Annotated in this window: 25 protein-coding genes; 5 read left to right on the plus strand and 20 right to left on the minus strand. The window is 68.7% G+C overall.

Annotation, left to right across the window (positions count from 1 at the left end; all coding sequences use genetic code 11):
* Positions 1-26: 26 nt before the first annotated feature.
* The 3 genes from AC1DNC_RS05840 to AC1DNC_RS05850 are packed head-to-tail and all read right to left on the minus strand — an operon-like array spanning position 27 to position 2,169.
* Entirely contained in the window at positions 27-515 is a 489-nt protein-coding gene (locus AC1DNC_RS05840; RefSeq protein ID WP_476861620.1) for a YlxR family protein, read from the minus strand.
* A gap of 59 nt (positions 516-574) precedes the next feature.
* Positions 575-1,555: a transcription termination factor NusA gene (gene nusA, locus AC1DNC_RS05845; protein WP_476861621.1), complete on the minus strand. Its 981-nt coding sequence runs from the start codon at positions 1,553-1,555 to the stop codon at positions 575-577.
* A complete protein-coding gene (locus AC1DNC_RS05850; RefSeq protein ID WP_476861622.1) occupies positions 1,555-2,169 on the minus strand; it encodes a ribosome maturation factor RimP in 615 nt (204 codons plus the stop codon). Before AC1DNC_RS05850 ends, nusA begins: the two co-directional genes overlap by 1 nt.
* 115 nt (positions 2,170-2,284) lie before the next feature.
* On the opposite strand from AC1DNC_RS05850, the gene AC1DNC_RS05855 reads away from it, so the two are divergent.
* From AC1DNC_RS05855 to AC1DNC_RS05865, 3 genes are all read left to right on the plus strand, one after another.
* Complete coding sequence (locus tag AC1DNC_RS05855) at positions 2,285-3,412, plus strand: DUF4439 domain-containing protein (protein ID WP_476861623.1); 1,128 nt, start codon at positions 2,285-2,287, stop codon at positions 3,410-3,412.
* A gap of 84 nt (positions 3,413-3,496) precedes the next feature.
* Positions 3,497-4,228, plus strand: a complete 732-nt coding sequence (locus AC1DNC_RS05860) for a VIT1/CCC1 transporter family protein (RefSeq protein ID WP_476861624.1) — start codon at positions 3,497-3,499, stop codon at positions 4,226-4,228.
* A 23-nt stretch (positions 4,229-4,251) separates the two neighbouring features.
* Positions 4,252-5,364 (plus strand): aminoglycoside phosphotransferase family protein, encoded by a 1,113-nt coding sequence (locus AC1DNC_RS05865; RefSeq protein ID WP_476861625.1) that lies wholly within the window; start codon positions 4,252-4,254, stop codon positions 5,362-5,364.
* On the opposite strand, the gene AC1DNC_RS05870 is transcribed toward AC1DNC_RS05865, so the two are convergent.
* The 13 genes from AC1DNC_RS05870 to AC1DNC_RS05930 all read right to left on the minus strand — a co-directional run bounded on the left by AC1DNC_RS05870 (position 5,361) and on the right by AC1DNC_RS05930 (position 19,477).
* Entirely contained in the window at positions 5,361-6,773 is a 1,413-nt protein-coding gene (locus AC1DNC_RS05870) for a pyridoxal phosphate-dependent decarboxylase family protein (RefSeq protein ID WP_476861626.1), read from the minus strand. The genes AC1DNC_RS05865 and AC1DNC_RS05870 overlap by 4 nt on opposite strands.
* Before the next feature lie 70 nt (positions 6,774-6,843).
* Complete coding sequence (locus AC1DNC_RS05875) at positions 6,844-7,638, minus strand: sulfite exporter TauE/SafE family protein (protein WP_476861627.1); 795 nt, start codon at positions 7,636-7,638, stop codon at positions 6,844-6,846.
* 21 nt (positions 7,639-7,659) lie between these two features.
* Positions 7,660-9,471, minus strand: a complete 1,812-nt coding sequence (locus AC1DNC_RS05880; protein WP_476861628.1) for a proline--tRNA ligase — start codon at positions 9,469-9,471, stop codon at positions 7,660-7,662.
* A gap of 362 nt (positions 9,472-9,833) precedes the next feature.
* Entirely contained in the window at positions 9,834-10,733 is a 900-nt protein-coding gene (locus AC1DNC_RS05885) for a GNAT family N-acetyltransferase (RefSeq protein WP_476861895.1), read from the minus strand.
* Complete coding sequence (gene ispG, locus AC1DNC_RS05890; RefSeq protein WP_476861629.1) at positions 10,696-11,862, minus strand: flavodoxin-dependent (E)-4-hydroxy-3-methylbut-2-enyl-diphosphate synthase; 1,167 nt, start codon at positions 11,860-11,862, stop codon at positions 10,696-10,698. The genes AC1DNC_RS05885 and ispG overlap by 38 nt, the downstream gene beginning before the upstream one ends.
* A gap of 62 nt (positions 11,863-11,924) precedes the next feature.
* Positions 11,925-12,218, minus strand: coding sequence for a YciI family protein (locus tag AC1DNC_RS05895; RefSeq protein WP_476861630.1), 294 nt, complete (start codon positions 12,216-12,218; stop codon positions 11,925-11,927).
* A gap of 138 nt (positions 12,219-12,356) precedes the next feature.
* Entirely contained in the window at positions 12,357-12,902 is a 546-nt protein-coding gene (locus AC1DNC_RS05900) for a hypothetical protein (protein WP_476861631.1), read from the minus strand.
* Entirely contained in the window at positions 12,899-13,624 is a 726-nt protein-coding gene (locus tag AC1DNC_RS05905) for a MarR family transcriptional regulator (protein WP_476861632.1), read from the minus strand. The genes AC1DNC_RS05900 and AC1DNC_RS05905 overlap by 4 nt, the downstream gene beginning before the upstream one ends.
* A gap of 126 nt (positions 13,625-13,750) precedes the next feature.
* Entirely contained in the window at positions 13,751-15,082 is a 1,332-nt protein-coding gene (locus AC1DNC_RS05910) for a M50 family metallopeptidase (protein ID WP_476861633.1), read from the minus strand.
* Between the two features lie 39 nt (positions 15,083-15,121).
* Positions 15,122-16,306 carry a 1-deoxy-D-xylulose-5-phosphate reductoisomerase gene (gene dxr, locus AC1DNC_RS05915; protein WP_476861634.1) on the minus strand — a complete coding sequence of 395 codons (1,185 nt, stop codon included), beginning with the start codon at positions 16,304-16,306 and terminating at the stop codon, positions 15,122-15,124.
* A 117-nt stretch (positions 16,307-16,423) separates the two neighbouring features.
* Positions 16,424-17,956, minus strand: coding sequence for a tripartite tricarboxylate transporter permease (locus tag AC1DNC_RS05920; RefSeq protein ID WP_476861635.1), 1,533 nt, complete (start codon positions 17,954-17,956; stop codon positions 16,424-16,426).
* The gene (locus AC1DNC_RS05925; protein WP_476861636.1) at positions 17,949-18,470 is read right to left on the minus strand and encodes a tripartite tricarboxylate transporter TctB family protein; all 522 of its coding nucleotides are present in this window, start codon (positions 18,468-18,470) and stop codon (positions 17,949-17,951) included. The genes AC1DNC_RS05920 and AC1DNC_RS05925 overlap by 8 nt, the downstream gene beginning before the upstream one ends.
* Positions 18,471-18,472: 2 nt before the next feature.
* Positions 18,473-19,477, minus strand: a complete 1,005-nt coding sequence (locus AC1DNC_RS05930; RefSeq protein ID WP_476861637.1) for a Bug family tripartite tricarboxylate transporter substrate binding protein — start codon at positions 19,475-19,477, stop codon at positions 18,473-18,475.
* A gap of 172 nt (positions 19,478-19,649) precedes the next feature.
* On the opposite strand from AC1DNC_RS05930, the gene AC1DNC_RS05935 reads away from it, so the two are divergent.
* Positions 19,650-21,308, plus strand: coding sequence for an ATP-binding protein (locus tag AC1DNC_RS05935; protein ID WP_476861638.1), 1,659 nt, complete (start codon positions 19,650-19,652; stop codon positions 21,306-21,308).
* A complete protein-coding gene (locus AC1DNC_RS05940) occupies positions 21,305-22,057 on the plus strand; it encodes a response regulator transcription factor (RefSeq protein ID WP_476861639.1) in 753 nt (250 codons plus the stop codon). The genes AC1DNC_RS05935 and AC1DNC_RS05940 overlap by 4 nt, the downstream gene beginning before the upstream one ends.
* 429 nt (positions 22,058-22,486) lie before the next feature.
* On the opposite strand, the gene AC1DNC_RS05945 is transcribed toward AC1DNC_RS05940, so the two are convergent.
* Genes AC1DNC_RS05945 through AC1DNC_RS05960 form a run of 4 tightly spaced genes read right to left on the minus strand, consistent with a single transcriptional unit; the run spans position 22,487 to position 25,471 of the window.
* Positions 22,487-23,320 (minus strand): HpcH/HpaI aldolase/citrate lyase family protein, encoded by an 834-nt coding sequence (locus AC1DNC_RS05945; RefSeq protein ID WP_476861640.1) that lies wholly within the window; start codon positions 23,318-23,320, stop codon positions 22,487-22,489.
* Positions 23,317-23,931, minus strand: a complete 615-nt coding sequence (locus AC1DNC_RS05950) for a MaoC family dehydratase (RefSeq protein ID WP_476861641.1) — start codon at positions 23,929-23,931, stop codon at positions 23,317-23,319. Before AC1DNC_RS05950 ends, AC1DNC_RS05945 begins: the two co-directional genes overlap by 4 nt.
* Complete coding sequence (locus AC1DNC_RS05955; protein WP_476861642.1) at positions 23,928-24,689, minus strand: CoA transferase subunit B; 762 nt, start codon at positions 24,687-24,689, stop codon at positions 23,928-23,930. Before AC1DNC_RS05955 ends, AC1DNC_RS05950 begins: the two co-directional genes overlap by 4 nt.
* A gap of 2 nt (positions 24,690-24,691) precedes the next feature.
* Entirely contained in the window at positions 24,692-25,471 is a 780-nt protein-coding gene (locus tag AC1DNC_RS05960; RefSeq protein WP_476861643.1) for a CoA transferase subunit A, read from the minus strand.
* Between the last annotated feature and the right edge of the window lie 3 nt (positions 25,472-25,474).

Below are 25,474 nucleotides of genomic sequence, written 5' to 3' on the forward strand. Positions count from 1 at the left end.
ATCGCTGGGAACTCATCGGGTTTCCATCAGTTTTCTGACCCGCTTTCAGGTTGGACGGTTTTTGCTGCGGCCACCGGGGTGTCCACTGCTTGCGTTCCTGCCATAATCCGGCGTTCGACGTCGGCTGTTCCGGTTGCCCCGTTGAGGGCACGTCCGAACGCTCGACGTTTGACCGCCAGTGCCAGGCACTTTTCGCTGTGGTGCAACCATGCTCCCCTGCCAGCCATCCGGCGTCGTTCATCCACTACGACAGCGGATGAACCGCCGGCGTCGGCGACGAGCCGGATTAACTCCGACCGCAGACCCTTCTTTCGGCATCCGATGCAGGTGCGCTGCGGCTGATTCCCGAGGTGCTGCACTTCTGCCACTACGAGTATCTTCCTGCCAGTACGCATCTGCCGGCCCCGGCTTCCGGTCAAAAAACCGGTTGCGAGCGAGGCACGCGGACACCGGCCGTTAGGCGCGGTCATGTCTATTCTAGCCCCTCCGGCCCCTATCCCCCGAAATGGGGGCATAGCGGGGAACCCTGGAGGGGTCGCTGGTCCGGGCGCCGCGGAGCGGTCCCGGACCAGCGTTACTTGTCGCGGTTTTCCGCGGCGTCAGAGACGATATCGATACGCCAACCGGTGAGCTTGGCGGCCAGGCGTGCGTTCTGGCCTTCCTTGCCGATGGCGAGCGAGAGCTGGTAGTCCGGGACAACCACTCGGGCGGACCGGGTGGCCTCGTCCGTGATGGTGACGGAATTCACCCGCGACGGCGACAGTGCGCTGGCAATGAACGCGGCTGGATCGTCGCTGTAGTCGACGATGTCGATCTTTTCGTGGTTCAGCTCGGTCATCACGGCCCGGACACGCGAACCCATTTCACCGATGCAGGCACCCTTGGCGTTGATGCCGGGGGTGTTCGCCTTGACCGCGATCTTGGTCCGGTGGCCGGCCTCACGGGCCAGCGCCACGATCTCGACCGAGCGGTCCGCGATTTCCGGGACCTCCAGTTCGAACAACTTCCGGACCAGACCGGGGTGGGACCGGGACAGCGTGATGGACGGGCCCTTGGTGCCGCGGTGCACGTCGATCACGAACGCGCGCAAACGGTTGCCGTGGGTGTACTTCTCGCCGGGAACCTGCTCGGGCGGCGGCAGCAGCGCCTCCACCGTTCCGAGGTTGACCTGGATCATGTGCGGGTTGTTGCCCTGCTGGATGGTGCCCGCGACGAGTTCGCCTTCGCGGCCCTTGAACTGGCCCAGCACGTTGTCGTCCTCGGCGTCGCGAAGGCGCTGCAGGATGATCTGCCGCGCGGTGCTCGCCGCGATACGGCCGAAGCCGGCCGGGGTGTCCTCGAACTCGCCGATCGGCGCGCCGTCGTCGTCGATTTCGGTGGCCCAGATGGTCACGTGGCCGCTCTTGCGGTCCAGTTCGGCACGGGCCTTCTCGAAGGCGCCGGGCGTCTTGTGGTAGGCCACCAGCAGGGCCTGCTCGATGGTCGGAATCAGGAGATCCAGGGGGATTTCGCGCTCACGCTCCAGGAGTCTCAGTGCGCTCATGTCAATATCCATTAGGCCTCCTCGGAAGGTCCATTGTCGTTCTCCAGACCGGCCTCTTCGAGGTGGCTGAACTCTATCTCGACTTTTCCGCTACGGATCCTGTCGAAAGGAAGCTTGATGGGGTCGCCCTGCTTGGGCTTCATCCCCTTTTTGACGGCCAGTTCCGGGACCAGGGTCACGCCGCCGTCGTCTACGGACTGGATCCGGCCGGTGACATTGTCGCCCTGGATCACGTTGACCGTGACGAGCCGGCCGCGGGCGCGGTGCCAGTGCCGTTCCTCGGTAAGCGGCCGCCCAACGCCGGGCGAGGACACCTCGAGGTCGTAGGGGCGCGAGTCGGTGCTCGGATCGTTGTCCAGGATGTCCGAGAGGGTCTTCGAAATCTCGGCGATGACGTCAAGGCTGACGCCGCCGGTCTCCTCCTGCGGCAGGTCCACCACCACGTGGACTACCCGGTTGGCGCCGGCAATGTGGATGGAAACGTCCTCCAGGTACAGCCGGTTCGCCAGGACTGCAGGCTCAAGGAGCGCGTACAGGCGCTCGGCCTCCAGATTGTGAGCGGGTGCGGCTTCAGCCTTCCCCGTCCCGGTCCGGTCTGTCGAAGTCGTGGCTTCTGCGTTGGTCATGATGCCGCCCGCCTCCCGCTAGATGATGTTGTGTCTACTAGCGTAGCGATATTCCCGGCAACGTGGTGCACTCGAGTTCCCGGCTGGTATCCCAACCATGACAACATGGTCTGTTGTGAAAGACGACAGCGGGGAAGAACGGGCGCGGATCCGGGTTTCCCGGCACCTTCCCCGGCTCGCCCTACTGCTCTGCCTTGCCCTCGTGGTGGTGAGCCTGGGCATCGCGTTTAGGCCCGGAAACGCGCCGAAACCACCGGAACCGTCCCGTTCGGAGCAGGCCCGCGCCGCCGCCCTGGCCGATGCCCTGCACCTGCGGACCGCCGGCGAGCAGCTGGGTGCTGCCCCTGCCGGCGCCGGCCGTCCGGCGGCCACGGCCGGCGCGGGAACGGCCGTCACTCGGACTGTGAGTTTGCTGACAACCCAGGCCCGCGCCCTGCTGCGCCCCGCCCACACGCCGTCGGCTGCGCCGGAACCCACGCCGTCGGCGTCGGCTTCTGCAGTCGCGCCGGACGCCGCCGCCCTCGCCGCGGACCTCGCCAAGAGCGGCCGGCAACGGCTCGCCGATGCCGCCACGGCCGACGGCGGGACGGCCAGGCTGCTGGCCGCCGTCGGAACCGCGCAGCTGCTCCAGTCGTCCGCCCTCGCTGCCGCGGCCGGCGCCCCCGACCCTGCGGGTTCGGTGTCCAGCCCCGCGGCGGGCGCCGGGCAGCCTGCCCCGGACGCCGCCTCCGCCGGGGCCTGCCCCGAAACGACCGCGCCGCCGTCGGCGCCCGCTGGCGGCGACACTGAAGCCGCCTCCGGTAGCGCGGGCCTGCCAGGTGCCCTGGCGGCGCTTATCAGGGCTGAGTTGGAGACGGTATACGGCTACCAGGTGGCCCTGACGCGACTGGACGGGGCTGCCGCCAAGTCGGCCGCCGGGCAGCTCGCGCTGCACGAGACGCTGCTCTCCGGAGCGGAATCCCTGAGCCGGTCGCACTGCGCGCCGATCCCGCCGCGGGAACCCGGCTATGCCCTGGACCCAAGCTTCCTGGCGTCCCCGGCTTCCGGCCTCGGCGCGCTCGAGAATGCCGCGCTGCCCGCCTACGGGGATCTCGTCGCCCTTAGCGACGGCGAGACCCGCAAGTGGGCAGTCTCCGGGCTACTGGGCGCCGCGCGCCGAGCCGCAGCCTGGGGCGCCAACCCGGGGCCGACGCCTGGGCTGGCCGTGGATCCGGCGTCGTTCCCCACCCTGCCCGCGGGCTGACGCCGGCCGACAGGCAAGGTGCGACTTACCTTGCTTAGCCTTCCAATACTGGTCAGCCGTGCCCGCCGGTGATTTGCTGTAGGCATGGAAACCAGCGGCACAGCAGCCCTTCATGACAACGAGCCCCACCACAACGACATCGCGCATCGCCTCAACTGGCTCCGCGCCGGCGTCCTGGGCGCCAATGACGGCATCGTTTCGGTCGCCGCGATCGTGGTCGGCGTCGCCGGTGTGACCACGGATTCGGGGCCGATCCTCATTGCCGGCGCCGCGGGCGTCGTGGGTGGCGCTATCTCGATGGCCCTCGGCGAGTACGTCTCGGTCAGCAGCCAGAAGGACAGCCAGCAGGCGCTGGTCGAGAAGGAGCGCCGTGAACTGGCGGAACAGCCCGAAGAGGAACTGGCCGAACTGGCCGCGATCTACCAGGGCAAGGGACTGAGCCCGGAAACGGCCCACCAGGTCGCCACCGAGCTGACCGCGCACGATGCCCTCGCCGCGCACCTGTCCGCCGAACTGCACATCGACGAGACGGACATCGTCAGCCCTTGGCACGCGGCCTTCGCGTCCGCCATGGCCTTCCTGATCGGTGCCATCCTGCCGATGCTGGCCATCCTGCTGCCGCCGGAGAATATCCGTGTTCCGCTGACCTTCGCCGCCGTGCTCGTGGCACTCGCGGCGACCGGAGCCATCGGCGCCTGGATCGGCGGAGGCTCGAAGCTGAAGGCGGCCGTCCGGGTGGTGATTGGTGGCGCCGCGGCACTCGTGGCAACCTTCCTGATCGGCAGCTGGCTGGGCGCCAGCGGCATCGCCGCCTGATCGCCCGCACTACGCTGGAGGCGATGAGTACGACACCAGCCGTCCCGATCCCGCCCGCACTCGCCCGGCGCTACAGCGGCAGCGCGGAGGGCCGGGAGTGGCTGGCGTCCCTCCCCCGGTTGATCGGGCGGTGCCTGGAACAATGGCAGCTCGAACCGGACCTCGCGCCGGGGAGCCTGCCCTGGCATGGCCATGGCGCCGTCGTGGTCCCGGTCCGGCGCCGCGCTGGCGACGGCGGGACCGGACTCGAACTGCCCGGCCCAGGGGCGGTCCTGAAGCTTGCCTATCCGCACGAGGAAGCCCTGGCCGAACCACATGCGCTGGCGTTGTGGGACGGCCGGGGCGCCGTACTGGCCCTTGCATCCGATCCCGACGCCGGGGCGCTGTTGCTGGAGCGGCTCGACGCCGAACGCTCGCTGCAGGACGTTCCGTTGGAGCTCGCCACCGGCGTCTGGGGCGGCCTGGTACGCCAGCTGAGCCTGCTGCCGGACGATCGGCCGCAGTGGCGCGAGTTCGACCATGTGGCCGCCCGTGCCGAGCAGTGGAGCGACGAACTCCCGGAAAGCTGGGAACGGCTGGGCCGGCCCTTCCCACGCTGGCTGCTGGAAGCTGCCCTGGAAGTCTGCCAGACCCGAGGCGCCGTCGGCCGGCGATCGGGGACGGACGTACTGGTGCACACCGACCTGCACTTCCTGAACATCCTCGCCCGGCCGGACGCCCCGGCCTGGCCCGGAACCCTGGCGCCCGGGGACTCCAAGCCTGGGGAGTTCAAACCAGGCGACTTCAAGGCGATCGATCCGCAACCGATGATCGGCGAGGCGGAGTTCGCCGTGGCCCCGCTGCTTTGGAACCGCTTGGCCGAACTCCCCCGGGCCGGCGCCGGCGGGGCCCTGCTGCAGCGCTGCCTGGATTTCAGCTCGGCCGCGGGACTCGACGGCGAGACCGCGCGCCAGTGGGCGCTCGCCCGTGAAGTAGACAACGCCCTGTGGTACGCGACCAAACCCAACCACGACGGCGACCTGGCCCGCTCGCTCTGGGTGGCCAGCAGCCTCGCCGGGAACACCCTGGAGAACCTGCCCGGCCCGCAGGAGCTGCCCGCGCCGGGCGAGTCCATGCACCGGCCGGTCCAGTCCTAGCGCTGTCCCCGAACCGCTGCCATGGCAGCGCGCACGGCGTCGACGGCGGCTGCCACATCGGCGTCGTCCGTGCTCCAGTTGCTCACTGAGATCCGCAGGATGTCCCGGTCCTGCCAGCGTGAGCCGGACATCCAGACGCGTCCTTCCTCGATGATCCGGGCCGTCACGGCGCGCGTGGTGGCGTCGTCGCCAAAGGCCAGCGAGACCTGGGTGTACTTGACGTCATTCAGCACCTCGACGCCGTCGAGTGCGGCGAGCCGCTCCGCCAGTTCGCGGGCACGGCCCACCAGGCCCCGCACCTGCGCGGCGACGCCGTCCCGGCCGAGCGATTTGAGCGCCGCCCAGACCGGCACCCCGCGGGCCCGGCGGGACAGCTCGGGAACTGTCTCGAAGGGGTCCGGCGCGCCGTCCGCAGCCTGGATCAGGTAGCTGGTGTGCGCGCCCATGGCCGAGCGCAACGCCTGCGCATCCCGGACCACCGCGATGCCGCAGTCGTAGGGCACATTGAGGGTCTTATGCGCGTCGGTGCCCCAGGAATCGGCGTCCTGCAGCCCATCGGTGAGGGCGGCGAGTTCGGGGACGGCGGCGGCCCACAGTCCGAAGGCTCCGTCCACGTGCACCCAGGCGCCGTGCTCCTTGGCAACGGCAATGGCCTCACGGAACGGGTCGAAGGCGCCCGAATGCAGGTTGCCGGCCTGTAGGCAGACCAGCAGCGGAACCCGTCCCGCCGCCTCTGCTGCGGCGCGGTCCAGGGCGGCGCCGAGTGCCGCCGGGTCGATGCGGCCCTGCCGGTCGGCCGGGACCACCGTGGGCCGGCCCAGGCCCAGGTACCGCAGGCCCAGGTCGATCGTGTCGTGCCGTTCCTGGCCCACAAAGCAGTGGATCTTGGGTCCGCCGGCGAGGCCGTCGGCGTCGAGGTCCCAGCCGGCGTCGGCCATCAGGCGCCACCGCGCCGCAGCCAGGCCGGTGAAGTTGGCCATCGTGGCGCCGGTGGCGAAGCCGACGTCGGATTCTTCGGGAAGCCCCAGCAGTTCGAGCAGCCAGGCACCGGCGGCCTCCTCGATGGCCGCCGTGGCAGGGGTGGCGAAACGCAGGACGGCGTTTTGGTCCCAGGCGCTGACCAGCCAGTCCGCCGCCAGCGCGGCCGGCAGGGTGCCGCCGATCACCCAGCCGAAGAACCGCCCGGAGGGCATGGCCATCAGCCCGGGTTCGGCTTTCGTCGCTAGGTAGTCCACCACCTCCGTGGCCGGCATGCCGACCCGGGGCAGCCGTCCGCCGAAGTCGGCGGCGAGTCCGGCCGCCGTCGTCCTAGGGCCGACGGGCCGGGTGTCCTGGCTCTCCAGCCACGCGCGGGCATGCCGGGCGGCGGCCGCCAGGGCGTCGCGATAACGCTCTTCGGGTGCTGACATAGCTGCATGCTACGCCCGCGCCCGGGCCCGCGGCAGTCCTGCGCGCCATCCGGGCCCGGTCCGCCCGGCACTACCCGAAGGTGTCGTGCCAGACGTCGGAGCCGAGTTTGATGATCAGCGCGGCGACCACCACCAGGAAGACGATCCGGATGAATTTGCTGCCGCGGCTGACGGCGGTCCGGGCGCCGAGGTAGCCGCCGGCCATGTTCGCGGCGCCCAGGACAAGGCCGAGGCCCCACAGCAGCGAACCGTGCGGCAGGAAGAACATCAGGGCGCCGGCGTTGGTGGCCATGTTGACGATCTTGGCCTTGGCGCTTGCCTCGAGGAAGGCGTAGCCCATCGCGGAGACCAGCGCGATGATCAGGAAGGATCCTGTGCCGGGGCCGATCATGCCGTCGTAGAAGCCGATCACGCCGCCGATCAGGCAGGCCACGACATAGTGCCGGTGGCCGTCGTGACGAAGCTGGGTCAGCTCCCCCACGTTGGGCCGGAAGGCAGTGAACAGCGCGACGGCCACCAGCGCCGCCACGATGATGGGCTTGAACACGCTCGCCGGCAGGGTCGCCGCCAGCACCGCCCCGCCGAAGCTGCCGGCCAGCGCGATCACGGCCATCGGCACCGCTGTGCGCAGGTCCGGGCCGACGCGGCGGTAGAACGTGACCGCGCTGGTGGTGGTGCCGAAGATGGAGCCCATCTTGTTGGTCGCCAGTGCCTGCACTGGGCTGATCCCGGGGACCAGCAGCATGACCGGCAACTGGATCAGCCCGCCGCCGCCCACCACGGCATCCACCCAGCCGGCGGCGAACCCGGCCACCACCACGAGGATGAGCGTGGCGAGCTGGATTGACTCAAGGCCGGAGACCATACCCTGCAACGCCGGGGCGGGTCAGTTGTTGCGGACGGCGTTGACCACGTAATCAACGGCCTTGTCCACGGCCACGTTCTCGGCGCTGCCGCTGCGGCGGTCCTTGATCTCCACGACGCCGTCCACCAGCCCGCGCCCGACGGCGAGGATGGTCGGGACGCCCACCAGCTCGGCGTCGCCGAACTTGACGCCCGGGGATACCTTGGGCCGGTCATCGTAGATGACCTCAAGGCCGGCGGCCTCCAGCTCAAGGGCCAGCTGCTCGGCGGCGGCGAAGATTTCCTCGCCGCGGCCGACAGCGACGACGTGGACGTCGGCCGGGGCGACGGCGCGGGGCCAGACGAGGCCCTTGTCATCGTGGTTGGATTCGGCCAGTGCGGCCACGGCACGGGTGACGCCCACGCCGTAGGAACCCATGGTCACGACGACCTGCTTGCCGTTCTGGTCCAGGACCTTCAAGTCCAGGGCCTCGGCGTACTTGCGTCCGAGTTGGAAGATGTGGCCCATTTCGATGCCGCGGGCGGTCTCCAGCGGGCCGGAACCGTCCGGGGCCTCGTCGCCGGCGCGCACCTCGGTGGCTTCGATCACGCCGTCCCAGCCAAAGTCACGGCTGGCGACCAGGCCGAAGACGTGCTTGCCGGCCTCGTTGGCGCCGGTGATCCAGGCGGTGCCGCGGACGACGCGGGGGTCGACGAGGTAGAGGAGCTTCGAGGCGGCTTCGGCGCCGAGCAGCGGCGCGTCCAGGGAGAGCCCGGGGCCGATGTAGCCCTTGACCAGGAGGGACTGCTTTTTGAGGTCTTCCTCGTTGGCTGCCTCGAGCGTGATTTCGCCGCCGATAGGCAGGAAGGCGCCAATGTTCGCTTCGACGCGCTTGAGGTCGACGCCGCGGTCGCCGGGGACGCCGATGACGACGAGCTGGCGTTCGCCGGTGGGCAGCGTGACGGCGAGGACCACGTTCTTGAGCGTGTCGGCCGCGGTCCAGGCGCCGCCGTCGGCGTCGCTGCGGGGTGCCAGGGCGTTGGCGGCGTCAACGAGCGTTTCGATCGTCGGGGTGTCCGGGGTGTCGCGGACCTCCGCGGCCGGGGCGTTGGAGAAGTCGATCTCCTCCGGCACCACGGTGGTGACGGCTTCGACGTTGGCCGCGTAGCCGCCGGCCGAGCGCACGAAGGTGTCCTCGCCGATCTCGGTCGGGTGCAGGAATTCCTCGCTCTTGGACCCGCCCATGGCGCCGGCCGTCGCGGTGACCGGGACGACCTCGAGGCCGAGGCGCTCGAAGATCTTCAGGTAGGCGGCGCGGTGTGCGGCATAGCTCGCGTCCAGGCCGGCGTCGTCCACGTCGAAGGAGTAGGAGTCCTTCATGATGAACTCGCGGCCGCGCAGCAGACCTGCCCGGGGGCGCGCCTCGTCGCGGTACTTGTTCTGGATCTGGTAGATGCTCAGCGGCAGGTCCTTGTACGAGGAGTACAGGTCCTTGACCAGCAGGGTGAACATTTCCTCATGCGTGGGCGCGAGCAGGTAGTCGTTGCCCTTGCGGTCCTTGAGCCGGAAAATGCCCTCGCCGTACTCGGTCCAGCGGTTGGTCGCCTCGTAGGGCTCCTTCGGCAGCAGCGCCGGGAAGTGGACTTCCTGCGCGCCGATCGCGGTCATTTCTTCACGGATGATCTGCTCCACCCGGCGCAGCACGCTCAACCCCAGCGGGAGCCACGTGTAGATGCCCGGGGCAGCGCGGCGGATGTAGCCGGCTCGGACCAAAAGCCGGTGGCTGGCCACTTCGGCGTCGGCGGGGTCTTCACGCAGGGTGCGCAGGAACAGCTTTGAGAGTCGAAGGACCACTGGGAGGTATCCGTTTCTGAGGAAGTGCGGGCGGACTGGGTAGGTACGAAATTGTCCAGAGACTAATCTACCGCCAAGCCGCCCACCGGGTTTGCTTCCGGAAATGGAAGAGCCACGCCATGGCACGGAAGCCCCTGGCCGTTTCCGGCTGGTCATCCAGTGATGGCGTGGCCCCTGCGACCCCAGTGCCGCTAAGTCCAAGGCTGGCGGGTTGGCTAATCGCCCTGCCCCCGCAGCCCGCGGTTTCCCCCTGAGACCGCACGCGCCTGCTTGGCGCGGCTAGCTAAAACGTATGTGATCCCCGTCGCAAAAACAAGAGTCCCCAACCACATTTCTGTCACAAGTGACTGTCACAAATATGTCTAGAAGAGAACGGTGGCAAAAGTACCCACCTGGCGGAAACCGACGCGCTCGTAGCTGGCGCGGGCGCGGGTGTTGAAGTCATTGACGTACAGGCTTGTGACGGGCGCCAGGGTCTGGGCGAGGATCACGACGGCGGCCATGTAGCCGGCACTCAGGCCGCGTCCGCGGAACGCCGGATTCATCCAGACGCCCTGTACCTGTGTGACCTCGGGAGTCACCGCGCCGAGCTCGGCCTTGAACACCACCTCGCCGTCCGGCCCCAGGTGGACCAGGGAATGGCCGGCCCGGATCAGGCCCTTGACCCGCCGGCTGTAGTATTCGCGGCCGCCCAGGTAGGGCGAATAGCCGACTTCTTCCTCGAACATGGCCGCGCAGGCGGGCAGGATCCGGTCAAAGTCGGCGAGACGGCCAAAACCAAGTGCGGGGTTGGGCTCGATGGCAGGCGTCCCGCTGATGGTCAGGAGGGGCTGCTCGCTGCGGATTTCCTGGGCGGAGTGGCCCAGCTCGTCCAGCGCGGCGAAGAGCGCCATGACCGCCTCGGCCGGGCCGAAGATGGAGGCGTAGCGGCGGCCTGTCCGGTGCGCAACCGCCGCCACCGCGGGCGCCAGTTCCGCATCCAGCTGCACCGGGACCAGGTTGGCACCGGCCCAGCAGGCGCCGATCAGTACGTCGCCGTCGAACACGCCGAAGATGCTGGCACCCCCGGCGGTGGGCGACGCCGTCCCCGCGGTCTCGAGGTGGGAAAGGATAAAGACGTTGGCGACGGCGTCCTGCCGGGCTAGGTCCAGCAGGGCACGGGTATCCGCGCCCGCCAGCACCCTGACAGTCACACCCGCAGGAGCGCCGGCTGCGGCGCCGTCCCTACGAGACGCTAACCACGGGGCTACCCGGGACAGCATCTTCGCCATCGGACTCCCCCATCTCTTCAGCGAGACGCATGGCCTCTTCGATCAGTGTCTCAACAATCTGGTCTTCGGGGACAGTCTTGATGACCTCGCCCTTTACGAAGATCTGGCCCTTGCCGTTGCCGGACGCCACGCCGAGGTCCGCTTCCCGGGCCTCGCCGGGTCCGTTTACGACGCAGCCCATGACGGCGACGCGCAGCGGAACTTCCATGCCTTCCAGTCCGGCCGTGACCTGCTCGGCCAGCGTGTAGACGTCCACCTGGGCACGGCCGCAGGACGGGCAGGAGACAATCTCGAGCTTGCGCGGGCGCAGGTTCAGGGACTGCAGGATCTGGTTGCCCACCTTGATTTCCTCGACCGGGGGTGCGGAGAGGGAAACCCGGATGGTGTCGCCGATGCCGCGGGAGAGCAGCGCGCCGAAGGCCGTGGCGGACTTGATGGTGCCCTGGAACGCCGGGCCCGCCTCGGTGACGCCGAGGTGCAGCGGCCAGTCGCCCTTTTCCGCCAGCATTTCGTAGGCGGCCACCATGATGACGGGGTCGTTGTGCTTGACCGAGATCTTGAAGTCGTGGAAGCCGTGCTCTTCGAACAGCGAGGCCTCCCAGACGGCGGATTCCACCAGGGCTTCCGGCGTGGCCTTGCCGTACTTCTTCAGGATGCCCGGCTCCAGCGAGCCGGCGTTGACGCCGATTCGGATGGAGGTGCCGTGGTCCTTGGCCGCGCGGGCAATTTCCTTGACCTGGTCGTCGAACTTACGGATGTTGCCCGGGTTCACGCGGACTGCCGCGCAGCCCGCCTCGATCGCGGCGAACACGTACTTCGGCTGGAAATGAATGTCCGCGATCACCGGGATCTGCGACTTCTTGGCAATGATCGGCAGGGCCTCGGCGTCGTCCGCGGACGGGCAGGCAACACGGACAATGTCACAGCCGGAGGCCGTCAGTTCGGCGATCTGCTGCAGGGTGGCGTTGATGTCCGTGGTGGGCGTCGTCGTCATCGATTGCACGCTGATCGGCGAGTCGGAGCCGACGCCGACCGAGCCCACCTTGATCTGGCGGGTCTTCCGGCGCGGGGCAAGAACGGGGGGCGGTGCCGACGGCATTCCCAGGCTGACCGAGGTCACATGGACTCCTCTGTGAATCGAATTCTAGGTCGAAAAATCGATGGCGGGTGGGCGGTAAGAGGCTAGGCTGCGTGGCCGGCCAGGAGGCCGGTCACCGGCGCCCAGGCCATCGTGCGGGTGCCGGAGACGGCACCGGTACCGGCGTAGGGATCCTGCTTGAGGAGTTCGTTGAGGGCCTGCTCGTCGGCAGCCTTGAAGAGCAGCAGGGCGCCGGCGCCATCCGTGTAAGGGCCGCTGGCGAGGAGGGTCCCCTCCTGCGCGAGTGCTGCGGTCCATTCGCGGTGCGCGGGCCGGGTGGCGTCGCGGATTTCGGCGGATTCGGCATCGAAAACGTACTCAACAGCAAAAACAGTCATAGAGATACCCTATCGCCCTGCCCGCCGGGTTCCCATCCGCCCAGGTCCGTTCCCGTCGGCGAAGATGCCCGGCTACAGCAGGCCTCCGGCCCGCAGGGCGAGCGTGTTCGGTCCCGGCGTCCGTGGGGACCATTACTTTCAGCCGAGGAAGAGGACCTTGACCAGGGCCGCGACCCCCGCCGCCCACAGCAGCGAGGTGAGGGTGCCGATGATGAACCGCTCCGCGGCCACCGGCGTTTCCTTCAGTTCGGCGAAGCGTCCGAGCCCCTTGATCGCGACAACATAGGCGATCGCGACGGGCTGGCCGGTCAGGATGGCCAGGCAAACTGCCAGGCGCTCGAGCACGCCGATGATCGCGCCGCCGCGCAGGATCCGCGTGCCGGCTCCGGGAACCGCGGGAGCCGGCCCGGCGCCGTCGGTTGGGGCCGGGGTGACGGCGCCGTGCTCCGCGGGCAGGGCGACCGCAGCCGCGCCCACCCCCGCAGGCTCCTCCGCAGGCAGGGTGATGTCGCCGTCGACCGCCCCGGCCGGGTCATCCGCGGTGTGCAGGGAGCCGGCGGCAGCGTCGGCGCGGCTGTCCGAGCGGTCATCGATGGTCCGGGCGAGCCGGAAGACGAGGGCGGTGACCGGCCAGCCGCCGAACCCGGAAATCAGCAGGGCCAGCGTGATCCAGAGGGCGTTCACCGGGCTCCTTCGCTATGGTCTTGCCGGGCTGGGTTCTGCCTGGCGGCGGTCTCCGTCCCGGTGGTCAGGCCGTGGGCCAGGGCCAGCAGCATTTCCGCCGCGGGCCTCGCCGCCCATTCTTCCTGCCAGCCGGAGCGGAGCAGGGCGCGACTCACCGATTGTTCGGTGATTCCGAGTTGCCATGCGGCGATCTTCTGCGTCCCGTGCGCTTCGGCTTGTCCCTGCCTGAGGCCCCGCAGCGCGTCGACCACTTTCCACTGCGCAGCGGTGCGGTCCTGAACAACGCGTCCGATCAGCCGCAGCACCGCCTCCGCATTGGCGCACTCCGTGGCGCCCGGCGGCTCTTCCGCCGAGCCGGCGGCGCTCCCCCGCGGGCGGCCGCCGGAAACGACGGCGAGCGGGACGTGGGAGGACGCCGCCTTGGCCCGCTCCACGGCGGCGCGGGCCGCCACGAAGGCCGGACCCGCCCCTTCCCGCGGGCTCGCAGGCAGCGGGAGCTCCACGGGTCCGACGCCGATGCCCACGTACCAGTGCCCGCTGCGGAGCGCGTGCAGGGCGAGCTCCACCACCGGGCCGGGATGCTCCAGCACCCCCTGGATCTCGTCTCCGACGGAGCGCTCGAAGCGTGCGTCGGGGCAAAGCTTCGCCACTTCCGCCAGCAGCCCGGGGACACGGTCCACGTCGTTGCTGCTGCCGCGCTGATCGATGGTCATCACGTACATAGCCCCAACCCTAGGCGGCTGATTCCGATGAATCAACCATTTACAACTGATTATCTATAATCAGCCGAAATAAGCTAACTGTGAAGAAACTGCCGTCTTCGGTTGACCCGGGGCCGGGCGGTGTGGCTAGCCGAAGAGGTTGACCGGCTTGACGATATCCGCGTAGATCAGCAGCGCGCCCATGCCCATCAGCAGCACAGCCACCACGTAGGTCACCGGCAGCAGCTTAGCGATGTCGAACGCGCCGGGATCCGGCCGCCCGAGCAGCCTGGCGATCTGCCGGCGGGCCCCCTCGTACAGCGCCCCGGCCACGTGGCCGCCGTCGAGCGGCAGCAGCGGGACGAGGTTGAACACAGCCAGCGCGAAGTTGAGTCCGGCCAGCAAGCCCACCAGGGCCGCCACCCGGCTCTGCAACGGAACCTGCTCCATGGCGGCGACCTCGCCGGCCACCCGGCCCACCCCGACGACGCTGATGGGGCCGTTGGGGTCGCGGGGCTCCTCGCTGAAGGCGGCCTGCGCCACGCCGGCCACGCGGGCCGGGAGGTTCACGACGACGCCGGCGATCTGCTTGATGTTCTCGCCGGCCATCGGCAGCACGGACGAGGCCGGCTGCTGCACGAGCGCGGTCTGGGCGCCGATGCCGAGGAAACCGACGTCCTGGTACTGGAGCTTGCCGTCGGCGTCCTTGGCCTGGCGTCCGTCCGAGCCGACGACCGGGCGCGAGGACAGCACCGGGGTGACCGTGGTGGCGACGGGGGCGCCGTCGCGCTCCACGGTGACGCTGACCTGTTTGCCGGCCGAGGCGCGGATCCAGCCGGTGAGCTCCTCCCAGTTGGTGACAGCCTTGCCGTCGAAGGAAGTGATGCGGTCGCCCGGTTTGAGGCCGGCTGCGGCGGCGGGGGTGGGCTTGCAGTCGGCGGAATTGGGATCCACGGTCTCGCCTGCCTTGACCTGGCATTTGGAGACGTCGGCGATGGTGGTGGTGGACTCGGAAACCCCGAAGCCCATCAGCAGCACGGCGGTCAGCGCCAGGCCGATCAGCAGGTTCATCGCGGGACCGCCGAGCATGATGATGATTTTCTTCCAGACCGGCAGCCGGTAGAAGACCCGGTTCCCGTCCTCGGGACCGATTTCTTCATGCGCCAGGGACCGGGCGTCGGAGGCGAGGGACTGGAACATGCCGGTACTGGAGGGCCGGACGCTGCCGTCGGTCTTGTTCGGCGGATACATGCCGATCATGGAGACAAAGCCGCCCAGCGGGATCGCCTTGAAGCCGTACTCGGTTTCGCCCCGGCGCTTGGACCAGAGGGTGGGTCCGAATCCGATCATGTACTTCGTGACGCGCACTTTGAAGAGCTTGGCCGGGACCAGGTGCCCCACCTCGTGCAGGGCGATGGACACGGCTATGCCGATCACGACGAAGACGACGCCGAGGATAAAGAGGACTACGGGGCTCATGCTGGGCTTGCTACTTCCTGGCCATTGGTCGGCTGCTTCTTAGGCACTTCCCACGGACAAACGCTCAAGCGTCCGCGCACGTGCCCACTGTTCAGCATCCAGCACGGATTCGACCGTCAGCCCGGAGGATCCTGAATGCTCACTGAGGACGGCTTCGATGGTATCGACAATATCGGTGAAGCGGATCCGGCCGGCGTGGAAGGCCGTCACGGCTTCCTCGTTGGCCGCATTGAAGACGGCCGGGAAGGTGCTCCCCCGCCCGGCCGCGTCTTTGGCCAGTCCGACGGCGGGGAAGGCCAGGGTGTCCAGCGGCTCGAAGGTCCAGCTGGTGGCCTTGCTCCAGTCGCAGGGCCGCGCGGCGCCGGCCACCCGGTCCGGCCAGCCCAGGCCCAGGGCGATGGGCAGGCGCATGTCCGGCGGCGAGGCCTGCGCGATGGTGGACCCGTCCACGAACTGGACCATGGAGTGGACCACCGACTGCGGGTGGACCACGACGTCGATCCTGTCCAAGGGGATGTCGAAGAGCAGGTGGGCCTCGATGACCTCCAGGCCCTTATTGACCAGGCTCGCGGAATTGGTGGTGACCATCAGTCCCATGTCCCAGGTGGGGTGGGCCAGGGCATCCTGCGGCGTGACGTCGTGGAGCTGATCCCGGGTCATGCCTCGGAACGGGCCACCGGAAGCGGTCAGCACCAGCCGGTCCACCTCGGCCGCGGTGCCGGAGCGCAGGCACTGGGCGATGGCGGAGTGTTCGGAGTCGACCGGGACAATCTGCCCTTCGCGCGCGGCCGCCTTGACCAGCGCGCCGCCCACGATCAAGGATTCCTTGTTCGCCAGCGCCAGCGTCGCGCCGGACTTGAGCGCGGCCAGGGTGGGGGCAAGCCCGATCGAACCGGTGATGCCGTTGAGCACGACGTCGGCCGGGATTTCCGCGATCCGGGTGGAGGCGTCGGGTCCGGTGATGATCTCCGGACGGTAGCCGCTGACGCCGGCCGCGCGGGCGGCGTCGTCGATCAACTGTTGCAGGGCCGCGGCGTCCCCGCCGGCGATGCCGATCGCCCGGGCCCGGGTGTGCACGGCCTGCCGGGCGAGGAGTTCCAGGTTGCCTCCGCCGGCGCTGAGGGCCACGATCTCGAAGCGGTGCGGGGCGCCGTCGACGACGTCGATGGCCTGGGTACCAATGGACCCGGTGGATCCGAGGAGGACGATTCTGCGCGGCTGCATGGTTCCAGTATCCCGCACCCGGCCCGTGCCCGGTCCTTCCTCCTGTCCTTCCGCGCCAAGCGACAGATCACGGCAGTGTTTGCTGGAAACACTGCCGTGATCTGTCATTTCGATCGCTCAGACGGACACGGACTCCTTCTCCGCCACCGCTTCCAGGGCGGCCTGCCGGCGGCGCAGCCACCAGGAACCCAGGAAGATCAGCGCCATGGTCGCGTAGACCACAACGGCGAACGGGGTGGAGAACAGGGCCGAGGGGTCGTTCTGGGAGAGTTGCAGCGAGCGCCGCAGTTGCACCTCGAACATCGGGCCCAGGATCATCGCCACCACCATGGGCGCCACGGGGTAGCCGTAGCGGCGCATGAAGTAGCCGAGGATGCCCACCACTAGCAGGACGCCGACGTCACTCGGCGAGAAGTTCACCGAGAACGCGCCGAGCGCGGCGAAGACCAGGATGCCGGCGTACAGGAAGGGCCGCGGAATCTGCAGGATCTTCACCCAGAGGCCCACGAGTGGCAGGTTGAGCACCAGCAGCATCAAGTTGCCCACGTACAGCGAGGCGATCAGGGTCCAGACCAGGGCGCCCTGGTTTTCGAACAGGAGCGGTCCGGGCTGGATCTGGTAGCGCTGGAATGCCGTCAGCATCATGGCGGCGGTGGCCGTCGTCGGGATGCCGAGGGTCAACAGCGGCACCAGGACACCGGCGGCGGCGGCGTTGTTGGCCGCCTCCGGTCCGGCGACGCCCTCGATCGCGCCCTTGCCGAACTGCGACTTGTGGGCGCCCTTCGCGAGCCTCCGCTCGGCCGCGTAGGACAGGAAGGTGGACACATCCGCGCCGCCGGCCGGTACGGTGCCGATCGGGAAGCCGATGAAGGTTCCGCGCAGCCACGGCTTCCAGGAACGCTTCCAGTCCTCCTTGGACAGCCAGGCGTTCTTGCCTTTGCTGACCGGGATCACCTCGACCGGCCCGTGCCGCAGCTTGGACGCCACGTACAGCGCCTCGCCGAGGGCGAAGAGTCCCACCGCCACCAGCACCATGTCGATGCCGTCCACCAGGTTGGGGTTGTCGAAGGTGAATCGCTGCTGGGCGGTGCTGTCGTCAATGCCGATCAGGCCGATGAACAGCCCCAGGGCCAGTGAGGCCAGCCCGCGCAGCACCGAGGCCCCAAGCAGTGCACCCACGGTCAGGAAGGCCACCACCATCAGCGCCACGTAGTCCACCGGGCCGAGGCCGACGGCGAGTTCGGCCACCACCGGGGCGAGGAAGGACAGCAGCACGGTGGCGATGGTGCCGGCGATGAACGAGCCGATCGCCGCCGTCGCCAGCGCCGCCGCTCCCCTGCCGGCCTTCGCCATCTTGTTGCCCTCCAGCGCCGTGACGATCGAGGAGGATTCGCCAGGGGTGTTGAGCAGGATGGACGTGGTGGAGCCGCCGTACATGCCGCCGTAGTAGATCCCGGCGAAGACGATCAAGGCCGCCGCCGGGTCCAGCGCGTAGGTGATCGGCATCAGCAGGGCCACCGTCATGGCGGGGCCGATGCCGGGCAGCACGCCGACGGCGGTGCCGACGAACACGCCGCCCAGGGCGTAGAGCAGGTAGACCGGTTGGAGCGCCGTCGTGAACCCCTCGAGCAGGAGCATGAAGCTATCCATGGAAGAACGGCACCCCCTCAAGCAGCGGGCCCGGCGGGAGTGAGACGCCCAGCAGGCCGCCGAAGACGTACTGCAGCACGAGGGCCATGATCACCGAGACCAGGATGGCCTTCCAGAGCGGCTTGGCCTCCAGGGTCCACGCGGATCCGCTGAACAGCACGGCCGCAGCCACGGGCCAGCCCGCCGGTTCGATCAGGAAGATGTGGAGCACCACGAAGCCGACGAGCTTGGCCAGGGCAATCCAGTCCGTCTTGGCTGTGACATCGAGGTCCTCGCCTTCCTCGGCCTGGCCGACCTTGCCGCGCAGGACCTGGACGACAATTCCAGCGCCGACCAGCACCAGCATGCTGCACACGATGTAGGGGAAAGCCCGGGGGCCGATGCCGGTCTCCGACGGCGGGACCGGAATGGATCCCGCCGCCAGGAGCCCTGCCGCGCCCACGCTCACGAACAACAGGGCGAAAAGAATCTCCCCTGTCGGCCGCCTGGTGGGCGTAAGAGCTTGCGAAGACATTGTTACTTGACCAGGCCGATCTGCGTCAGGGTGGTCTTGACCTTGGTGATGTCCTCGGTGAGGAAGGTCTTGAAACCGTCGCCGGCGAGGAAGGCGTCATCCCAGTTGTTCTTCTTCAGGGTGGACTTCCAGGCTTCGGAATCGTGCAGCTTGGTGACGAGTTCGGTCAGCTTGGTTCGCTGGGCATCGTCGATGGAGCCGGGTGCCACGACTCCGCGCCAGTTGGTCAGCACGACGTCGATGCCCTGGTCCTTGAGCGGCTTGATGCCCGGCAGCGCGGGAACTTCGGCCTTGCCGGAGACGGCGAGCGCGCGGACCTTGCCGGCCTTGACCTGCTCCGCGTATTCGCCGATGCCGGAGATGCCGGCCTGGACCTTGTTGCCGAGCAGCGCCGCGATGGATTCGCCGCCGCCCGAGTAGCCGATGTAGTTCAGCTTCTCCGGCTCGACGCCCTGGGACTTCAGGATCTGGCCGGCCAGGATGTGGTCGGCGCCGCCAGCGGAGCCGCCCGTGATGGCGACGCCCTTGCCGTTGGCCTTGATGTCTGCGACGAGGTCCTGCACGGTCTGGTACTTCGAGGACGCCGGCACCACGAGTACGAGGGGCTCCTCGGTCAGGCGGGCGATCGGGGTGGTGTCCTCGAGGCGGGTCTTCGCACCGTTGGTCTCCACCGCGCCGACCATGACGTAGCCCATCACCATGAGGGTGTTGGCGTCCTTTTCGGTGGCGAGTTTGGCCAGGCCGTTGGTTCCGCCGCCGCCACCGATGTTGGTCACCTGGGCCGAGGAGACGAGCTTGTTGGACTGCAGGTCGGCCTGGATGGCGCGGCCGGTCTGGTCCCAGCCGCCGCCCGGGTTGGCGGGAACGATGATGCTGAGCTTCTTGACCGAGTCCCCGCTGGAACCGGTGGCGGCCCCGCCGCCGGCGCAGGCAGACATGGCGAGCGCGAGGCCGGCTGCGCCTGCGGTGAGGGCTGCCCTGCGGGTGAAGTTGAGGTGGGACGTCATTATCTCTCCTTGTACGAATGTGATGCACATCATTGGAATCACTTCTGCGACCGTAGGGGCGGCGCGGGGCCGGGAACAGTATTCGGACGTAGAGGTAGTAGTGGTCATATTGGTCACGGCGGGAAGGCGTCATCCGGCGGGCCGCAGCGCCGCCGAATGGGAGACTTGTGACATGTTTCACAGGATTCCGCTGCGCTTCCAGCTGGTTGCCCTCCAGCTTGGGATCGTCCTGGCCGTCCTCACCGTGGTGGGCGCCGTGACGATCCGGATGCAGGAACAACAGCTCCGCGACGCGTACAAGGGCCGCCTGATCGGCGTGGCCGAAAGCGTGGCCCGGCTGCCCTCCGTTATCTCCGCCTTCCGCACCGAGTCCCCGGCCCAGACCATCCAGCCGATCGCCGAGGTCATCCGCCAGGCCTCCAACGTCACCTACGTGGTGGTGACGGACCGCAACGGCGTGCGGCAGTCACACCCGAACCCGGAGGAGATCGGCAAGCACGTCTCCACCGATCCCTCGGTGCCGCTGTCCGGTGACATCTACGTGGGCACCCAGACGGGGACCCTGGGCGAGTCCTGGCGGGTGAAAGTTCCCATCTTTGACCGCGCCGGTACGGTGATCGGTTCCGCGTCGGTGGGTGTGCTGGAAAGCACCCTGGCGGCGGACCTGAACGAGGACCTCCCGCTGCTTTTCGGCTGGCTGCTCGGGGCCGCACTGCTCAGTTCGCTGGGCGCCATGTATGTTTCGAAGCTGGTCTGGCGGCGCATCTACAAGCTCGAGCCCGAGGACATCGCCGCCCTGCTGGAAACCCGCGATGCCATGCTGCACGGCCTCGGCGAGGGCCTGGTGGCGGTCGACGCCGAGGGCAGGGTGGCGCTGGTGAACGACGAAGCCCGCCGGCTTCTCGGCGTCGGCGAGGAGATCCTTGGCACCGCCGCCACCGCCTCGCTGGAGCCCGGCATCCACCGCCTCCTCTCGGCCGGGTCCAGCACCGAGGAACTGGTGCTCTCCGGGGAACGGATCCTGCTGGGCAAGGTCAACTCGGCCACCGTGGACGGCCGCGAGGTGGGCAAGGTCCTGATCCTGCGCGACCGGACCGAGCTGCACACCATGCTGCGCGACCGCGACGGCGCCCTGGACGTGACGCAGGCGCTCCGGGCCCAGGCGCACGAGTTCGCCAACAAGCTGCACGTAATCTCCGGGCTGCTGGAACTCGGCGAGCAGTCCAAGGCGGTGGAGTACCTGGGCCGCAGCCATGACGATGCCGCGTTCGTGAACCGGCCGCTCGCTCCGGGGATCACCGACGACGGCGTCCGGGCCCTGTTGATCGCCAAGTCCACGGTCTGCGCGGAGCGCGGCATCGACATTGTCGTGGCGCCGGATTCCGTGTGCTCCCCCGACGGCACCGACGACGTCATCACCGTGCTGGGCAACCTGCTCGATAACGCCGTGGACGCCGCTGGCTACGACAGCACGATCGCCGTCGCCCTGGCTGAGGCACCAGGAGGCCGGCGGACTCTCACCGTAGAGGACGAGGGTCCGGGCGTAGCGGAGGCCGAGCGGGAAGCGGTGTTCGAGGCCGGGGTAACCAGTAAGAAGCCGGACGGCATCAACACCCGCGGCCTGGGCCTGGCGCTGGTGCAGCGCGTGGCCCGCCGACGGGGCGGCAGCGCCGCGGTAACGCGTTCAGAACTGGGCGGTGCCTGCTTTACCGTAGTTTTCAAGACGGCGGGGGTTGCGACGGCAGACGGGGTTCCGGCGGGCGGGCTTGCGACGGCGGGGCTGCCGACCGGCGGGGCCAAGACACAAGAGGAGGTACTGGAACGACCATGAGCGGCATACGCACCCTCATCATTGACGATGACGTGGCAGTGGCGGGGATCCACCACGGCTTCCTGCTGGCGCGCGGTGGCTTCGACGTCGTCGGCACGGCGCACACCGGGCAGCAGGGACTGGACCTTGCGGCGGAGCTGCTGCCCGAGCTTGTCCTGCTCGATATCCATCTGCCCGACATGTCCGGACTGGACGTGCTGCAGGGGCTCCGAAACCGACCAAGCCAGGCTGTCGACGTCCTGGTCATCACGGCGTCGCGCGAGCTGGAGACGGTGCGCTCGGCGATGGCCGGCGGCGTGCTGCATTACCTGGTCAAGCCCTTCACCTCGCAGGCCCTGAACGAGCGGCTGGACGATTACGTCCTGCTGCGCGACGAACTGGTCGCCGGGGCGGCCGCGGGCCCACTGGACCAGGCACGCATCGACCGGTTGGTGGCACCGGCACCCCGCGTCGCGGCGGCTGAAGGTGTGGACGCTTCCGAGTCGGCGCCACAGTCCGCTGGTCCTGCGGGAAGCCCGGCGCCGCGGCTGCCCAAGGGGTTGTCCCGGCCTACCCTCGACGCGGTCATTGAGGCGCTGCAGGCCAGCCCGGAGGATGTTTCCGCGGCGGGTCTGGCGCTGCGGATGGGGCTCTCCAGGGTCAGTGCCCGCCGCTACCTCGAGTACCTGGTGGTCAACGGCTATGCCCGGCTCACCCCAAGGTACGGAGCCGCGGGCCGGCCGGAGAACAGGTACCAGTGGAAGCGCTGAGCATGCTCCGCCTCGACTGGTCCGGGTGGACATGCCCATCCTTCGGAGTTCAGGCTCGGGGATCCGCGCTGCCGCCGAGGGCCATTTGCCACAGATGGCCGCTATGGGACGTGTCATAACGACCGTCGTTGGCTAATCGAGGAGGTCTGGGCCGGGGGCAGCGCGGTCCACGCACACCCCGGGCCGGCCTTGGACCCACGGCGGTCGTTGTTACACCCCGTGGCCGCCGGGACACCCCGCGGCTCGGTCCTGGCACCAAGATGTGCTCCGACGATTCCCCATTCGCCACAGATGGCCGCAATAGGACCTGGCATAGCGGCCATTTTTGGCTAATCGACGAGGCCCGGGCACACGACAACCGCGGCGCCGCCAAAGACGCCCGGGCCCGCGCACCCACCACGGTGCCCGGGCAACGAATCCCTCTGAGCCCTAGCGGCCCGCGCGGCGGAGGGTGGCCTCGGCGTGCTTGAGGATCGGACCGTCAATCATCTTGCCCTGGTACTGGAACACGCCCGTGCCGGCGGAGGCAGCCGCGGCCAGCAGTTCGGTGGCCGCGGCGACGTCGGACTCTGACGGGGCGTAGGCTTCCCGGACGACTGCCACCTGGTTTGGGTGAATGCAGGCCTTGGAACCGAAGCCGGAGGCCACGGCGTCCCGGGACTCAGCGGCTAGGCCGTCCAGGTCGGGAATGTTGACGTAAACGGAATCGATCGCGTCCTTGCCGAAGGCGCGGGCCGCTAGCAGAACAGTGGAGCGGGCGTGCAGTGCCACGGCGCGGTAGCCGCCGTCGTCGTTGCGGCTGGAGGTGCCGCCAAGCGAGGCGAGCAGGTCCTCGGCGCCCCACATCAGGCCGACGACGTTGGGTTCCGCGGCGATCTCGGCGGCGTTGACAATGCCAGCGGCCGTCTCGCACAGGGCGATCACGCTGTAGCCCTCAAGCTCCTTGAGCTGGGCGGCGCTCTCGGCCTTCGCCAACATCACGTGCCGGTACGGGGTGTGCTTGAGGCAGTGCAGGTCCTTTTCGAATTCTTCCGTGCCGGCGGGGTTGATCCGGACAATCGTGCGGCTCGGGTCCAGCTCCGGAACGTCGCCGGCGGACCCCAGCTGGGCGAGGATGGCGCCGCGGGCGCGCTGCTTGTCCGCGGGCGCGACGGCGTCCTCAAGATCCACGATCACGGCGTCGGAGCGCTCGGCCGCCTTCTGGTACCGCTCGGGCCGGTCGGCAGGGCAAAACAGCAGGGCAGGGCCCATCAGGAAACTCATGCTTCGATTGTCCCCTTTTCGGCCGGTTCCTGCCGCCCCGCCTGCGGCGAGCCCGCCTGCCGCCCCGCCTGCGGCGAGCCCGCCTGCCGCCCCGGCTCCTGCGCGGCATGCGCCTCGCGGGTCCACATCAGGCAGCTGCGCGTGGCCAGCGCCACCACCACACCGTCCTGGTTCCGGCCGGTGTGCTGCATGGTCACGATTCCCTGGCCGGGCCGGGAGGAGGACAGCCGTTTGCCGGTCACCTCGGTCTCCGTATACAGCGTGTCCCCGTGGTAAAGCGGGTGCGGGAAGGACACATCCGTCAGTCCCAGCTGGGCAATGATGGTGCCCTGGGTCAGCTGCGGGACGGACTGGCCCACCAGGGTGGCGAGCGTGAACATGGAGTTCATCAGCCGCTGCCCGAACGGCTGCCCGGCGCTCCACGCAGCGTCGAGGTGCAGCGCCTGGGTGTTCATGGTCATGGTGGTGAACAGGACGTTGTCCGTCTCGGTCACGGTCCGGCCTGGGCGGTGCGCGTAGAGCACGCCTTCTTCGAGTTCGTCGAAGTAGAGGCCGCGCTGTTCGATCACCCGGCGGCCGGTTCCGGACCCGGGCACTGCATTCCTTGTCATACGGTCAGTTCCTGGTCTTCCTCGAAAAGTTCGGCACCGGTGGCCGCTGCCACGTCCTCCGCGGTGACATCGGGGGCGAGCTCCCGCAGCACGAGCCGGGATTTGCCACCTTCGGTCACAACGTCGATCACGGCAAGGTCGGTGATGATCCGGTCGACGCAGCCTTTGCCGGTAAGCGGCAGCGTGCACTTTTCCACGATCTTGGGGTTGCCGTTGCGGTCCACGTGATCCATCATCACGATGACCTTCTTGGCGCCAAAGACAAGGTCCATCGCCCCGCCCATGCCCTTCACCATCTTGCCGGGGATCATCCAGTTGGCGAGGTCGCCGTTTTGGGCGACTTCCATGGCCCCCAGCACCGCCACGTCGACGTGGCCGCCGCGGATCATGCCGAAGGAGGCGGCGGAGTCGAAGAAGGCGGCCCCCTTGTTGACGGTGACGGTTTCCTTGCCCGCGTTGATCAGGTCAGGGTCCACCTGGTCCTCCGCCGGGTAAGGCCCGACCCCGAGGATGCCGTTCTCCGAGTGCAGCACCACCTCGACGCCGGCCGGAATGTAATTCGGGATCAGGGTGGGCATGCCGATGCCGAGGTTCACGTACTGGCCGTTATGCAGTTCCTGCGCCACCCTGGCGGCCAGTTCGTTGCGCGTCCAGCCTTTACCGTGGGCGCCGCCGACGTGCTCGACGGCGGAACGCCGGTATTCGTGCCGGACCGCCTCGGGCCGGGGCGGCGCGCCCTGCGCGTTGTTCGTCTCCACGGCTACGCTCCTGCCTGCTCGGTGGGGGCCGCGGTGACCGCGACCGTGCGCTTTTCAATCCGTTTTTCCGCCTGCGGCGCGAGGACCACCCGCTGGACGAAGATCCCCGGGACGTGGACGTGCTCCGGGTCCAGCTCCCCCGGCTCCACGAGCTCCTCGACTTCGGCGATGGTGATCCGTCCGGCCATGGCGCAGAGCGGGTTGAAGTTCATCGCCGTGGCGTGGAAGACCAGGTTGCCGTGCCGGTCGCCCTTCCACGCGTGCACCAGGCCGAAGTCCGGGGTCAGGGCCTCCTCCAGCACATAGTCGGCGCCGTGGAAGCTGCGGACTTCCTTGGCCGCCGAGGCGATCGCGACGTTCCCGTCGGCGTCGTACTTCTGCGGCAGCCCGCCGTCGGAGACCTGGGTCCCGACGCCGGCGGGCGTGTAGAAGGCGGGGATGCCGGCCCCGCCGGCACGCAGCTTCTCGGCCAGCGTGCCCTGCGGGGTGAGGACCACCTCGAGCTCGCCGGCAAGGTATTGGCGGGCGAATTCCTTGTTCTCCCCCACGTAGGAGCTGATGGTGCGGCGGATCCGGCCGTCCTTGAGCAGGATGCCGAGCCCCCAGTCGTCCACGCCGCAGTTGTTGCTCACGGTTTCCAGCTGGGTTGCGCCGCCCGCGTGCAGGGCGTCGATCAGGGCCACCGGTATGCCGCACAGCCCGAACCCGCCGACGGCGAGGGAGGCGCCGTCGTGGATGTCCGCGACGGCCTCGGCGGCGCTGGCAACAACTTTGTTGATCATCTG

Source organism: Arthrobacter sp. 01N442 (assembly GCF_056399345.1).

Excerpts from the sequence above, each read along its gene's own strand:
- AC1DNC_RS05895 (WP_476861630.1), bottom strand. The coding sequence starts at position 12,218 with ATGACTGTTTTTGCTGTTGAGTACGTTTTCGATGCCGAATCCGCCGAA.
- dxr (WP_476861634.1), bottom strand. The coding sequence starts at position 16,306 with ATGCAGCCGCGCAGAATCGTCCTCCTCGGATCCACCGGGTCCATTGGT.
- AC1DNC_RS05950 (WP_476861641.1), bottom strand. The coding sequence starts at position 23,931 with ATGACAAGGAATGCAGTGCCCGGGTCCGGAACCGGCCGCCGGGTGATC.
- AC1DNC_RS05865 (WP_476861625.1), top strand. The coding sequence starts at position 4,252 with ATGAGTACGACACCAGCCGTCCCGATCCCGCCCGCACTCGCCCGGCGC.
- AC1DNC_RS05860 (WP_476861624.1), top strand. The coding sequence starts at position 3,497 with ATGGAAACCAGCGGCACAGCAGCCCTTCATGACAACGAGCCCCACCAC.
- AC1DNC_RS05905 (WP_476861632.1), bottom strand. The coding sequence starts at position 13,624 with ATGTACGTGATGACCATCGATCAGCGCGGCAGCAGCAACGACGTGGAC.
- AC1DNC_RS05930 (WP_476861637.1), bottom strand. The coding sequence starts at position 19,477 with ATGACGTCCCACCTCAACTTCACCCGCAGGGCAGCCCTCACCGCAGGC.
- AC1DNC_RS05940 (WP_476861639.1), top strand. The coding sequence starts at position 21,305 with ATGAGCGGCATACGCACCCTCATCATTGACGATGACGTGGCAGTGGCG.
- AC1DNC_RS05840 (WP_476861620.1), bottom strand. The coding sequence starts at position 515 with ATGCCCCCATTTCGGGGGATAGGGGCCGGAGGGGCTAGAATAGACATG.
- AC1DNC_RS05920 (WP_476861635.1), bottom strand. The coding sequence starts at position 17,956 with ATGGATAGCTTCATGCTCCTGCTCGAGGGGTTCACGACGGCGCTCCAA.
- AC1DNC_RS05925 (WP_476861636.1), bottom strand. The coding sequence starts at position 18,470 with ATGTCTTCGCAAGCTCTTACGCCCACCAGGCGGCCGACAGGGGAGATT.
- nusA (WP_476861621.1), bottom strand. The coding sequence starts at position 1,555 with ATGGATATTGACATGAGCGCACTGAGACTCCTGGAGCGTGAGCGCGAA.
- AC1DNC_RS05910 (WP_476861633.1), bottom strand. The coding sequence starts at position 15,082 with ATGAGCCCCGTAGTCCTCTTTATCCTCGGCGTCGTCTTCGTCGTGATC.
- AC1DNC_RS05870 (WP_476861626.1), bottom strand. The coding sequence starts at position 6,773 with ATGTCAGCACCCGAAGAGCGTTATCGCGACGCCCTGGCGGCCGCCGCC.
- AC1DNC_RS05850 (WP_476861622.1), bottom strand. The coding sequence starts at position 2,169 with ATGACCAACGCAGAAGCCACGACTTCGACAGACCGGACCGGGACGGGG.
- AC1DNC_RS05875 (WP_476861627.1), bottom strand. The coding sequence starts at position 7,638 with ATGGTCTCCGGCCTTGAGTCAATCCAGCTCGCCACGCTCATCCTCGTG.
- AC1DNC_RS05945 (WP_476861640.1), bottom strand. The coding sequence starts at position 23,320 with ATGAGTTTCCTGATGGGCCCTGCCCTGCTGTTTTGCCCTGCCGACCGG.
- AC1DNC_RS05885 (WP_476861895.1), bottom strand. The coding sequence starts at position 10,733 with ATGCTGTCCCGGGTAGCCCCGTGGTTAGCGTCTCGTAGGGACGGCGCC.
- AC1DNC_RS05960 (WP_476861643.1), bottom strand. The coding sequence starts at position 25,471 with ATGATCAACAAAGTTGTTGCCAGCGCCGCCGAGGCCGTCGCGGACATC.
- AC1DNC_RS05935 (WP_476861638.1), top strand. The coding sequence starts at position 19,650 with ATGTTTCACAGGATTCCGCTGCGCTTCCAGCTGGTTGCCCTCCAGCTT.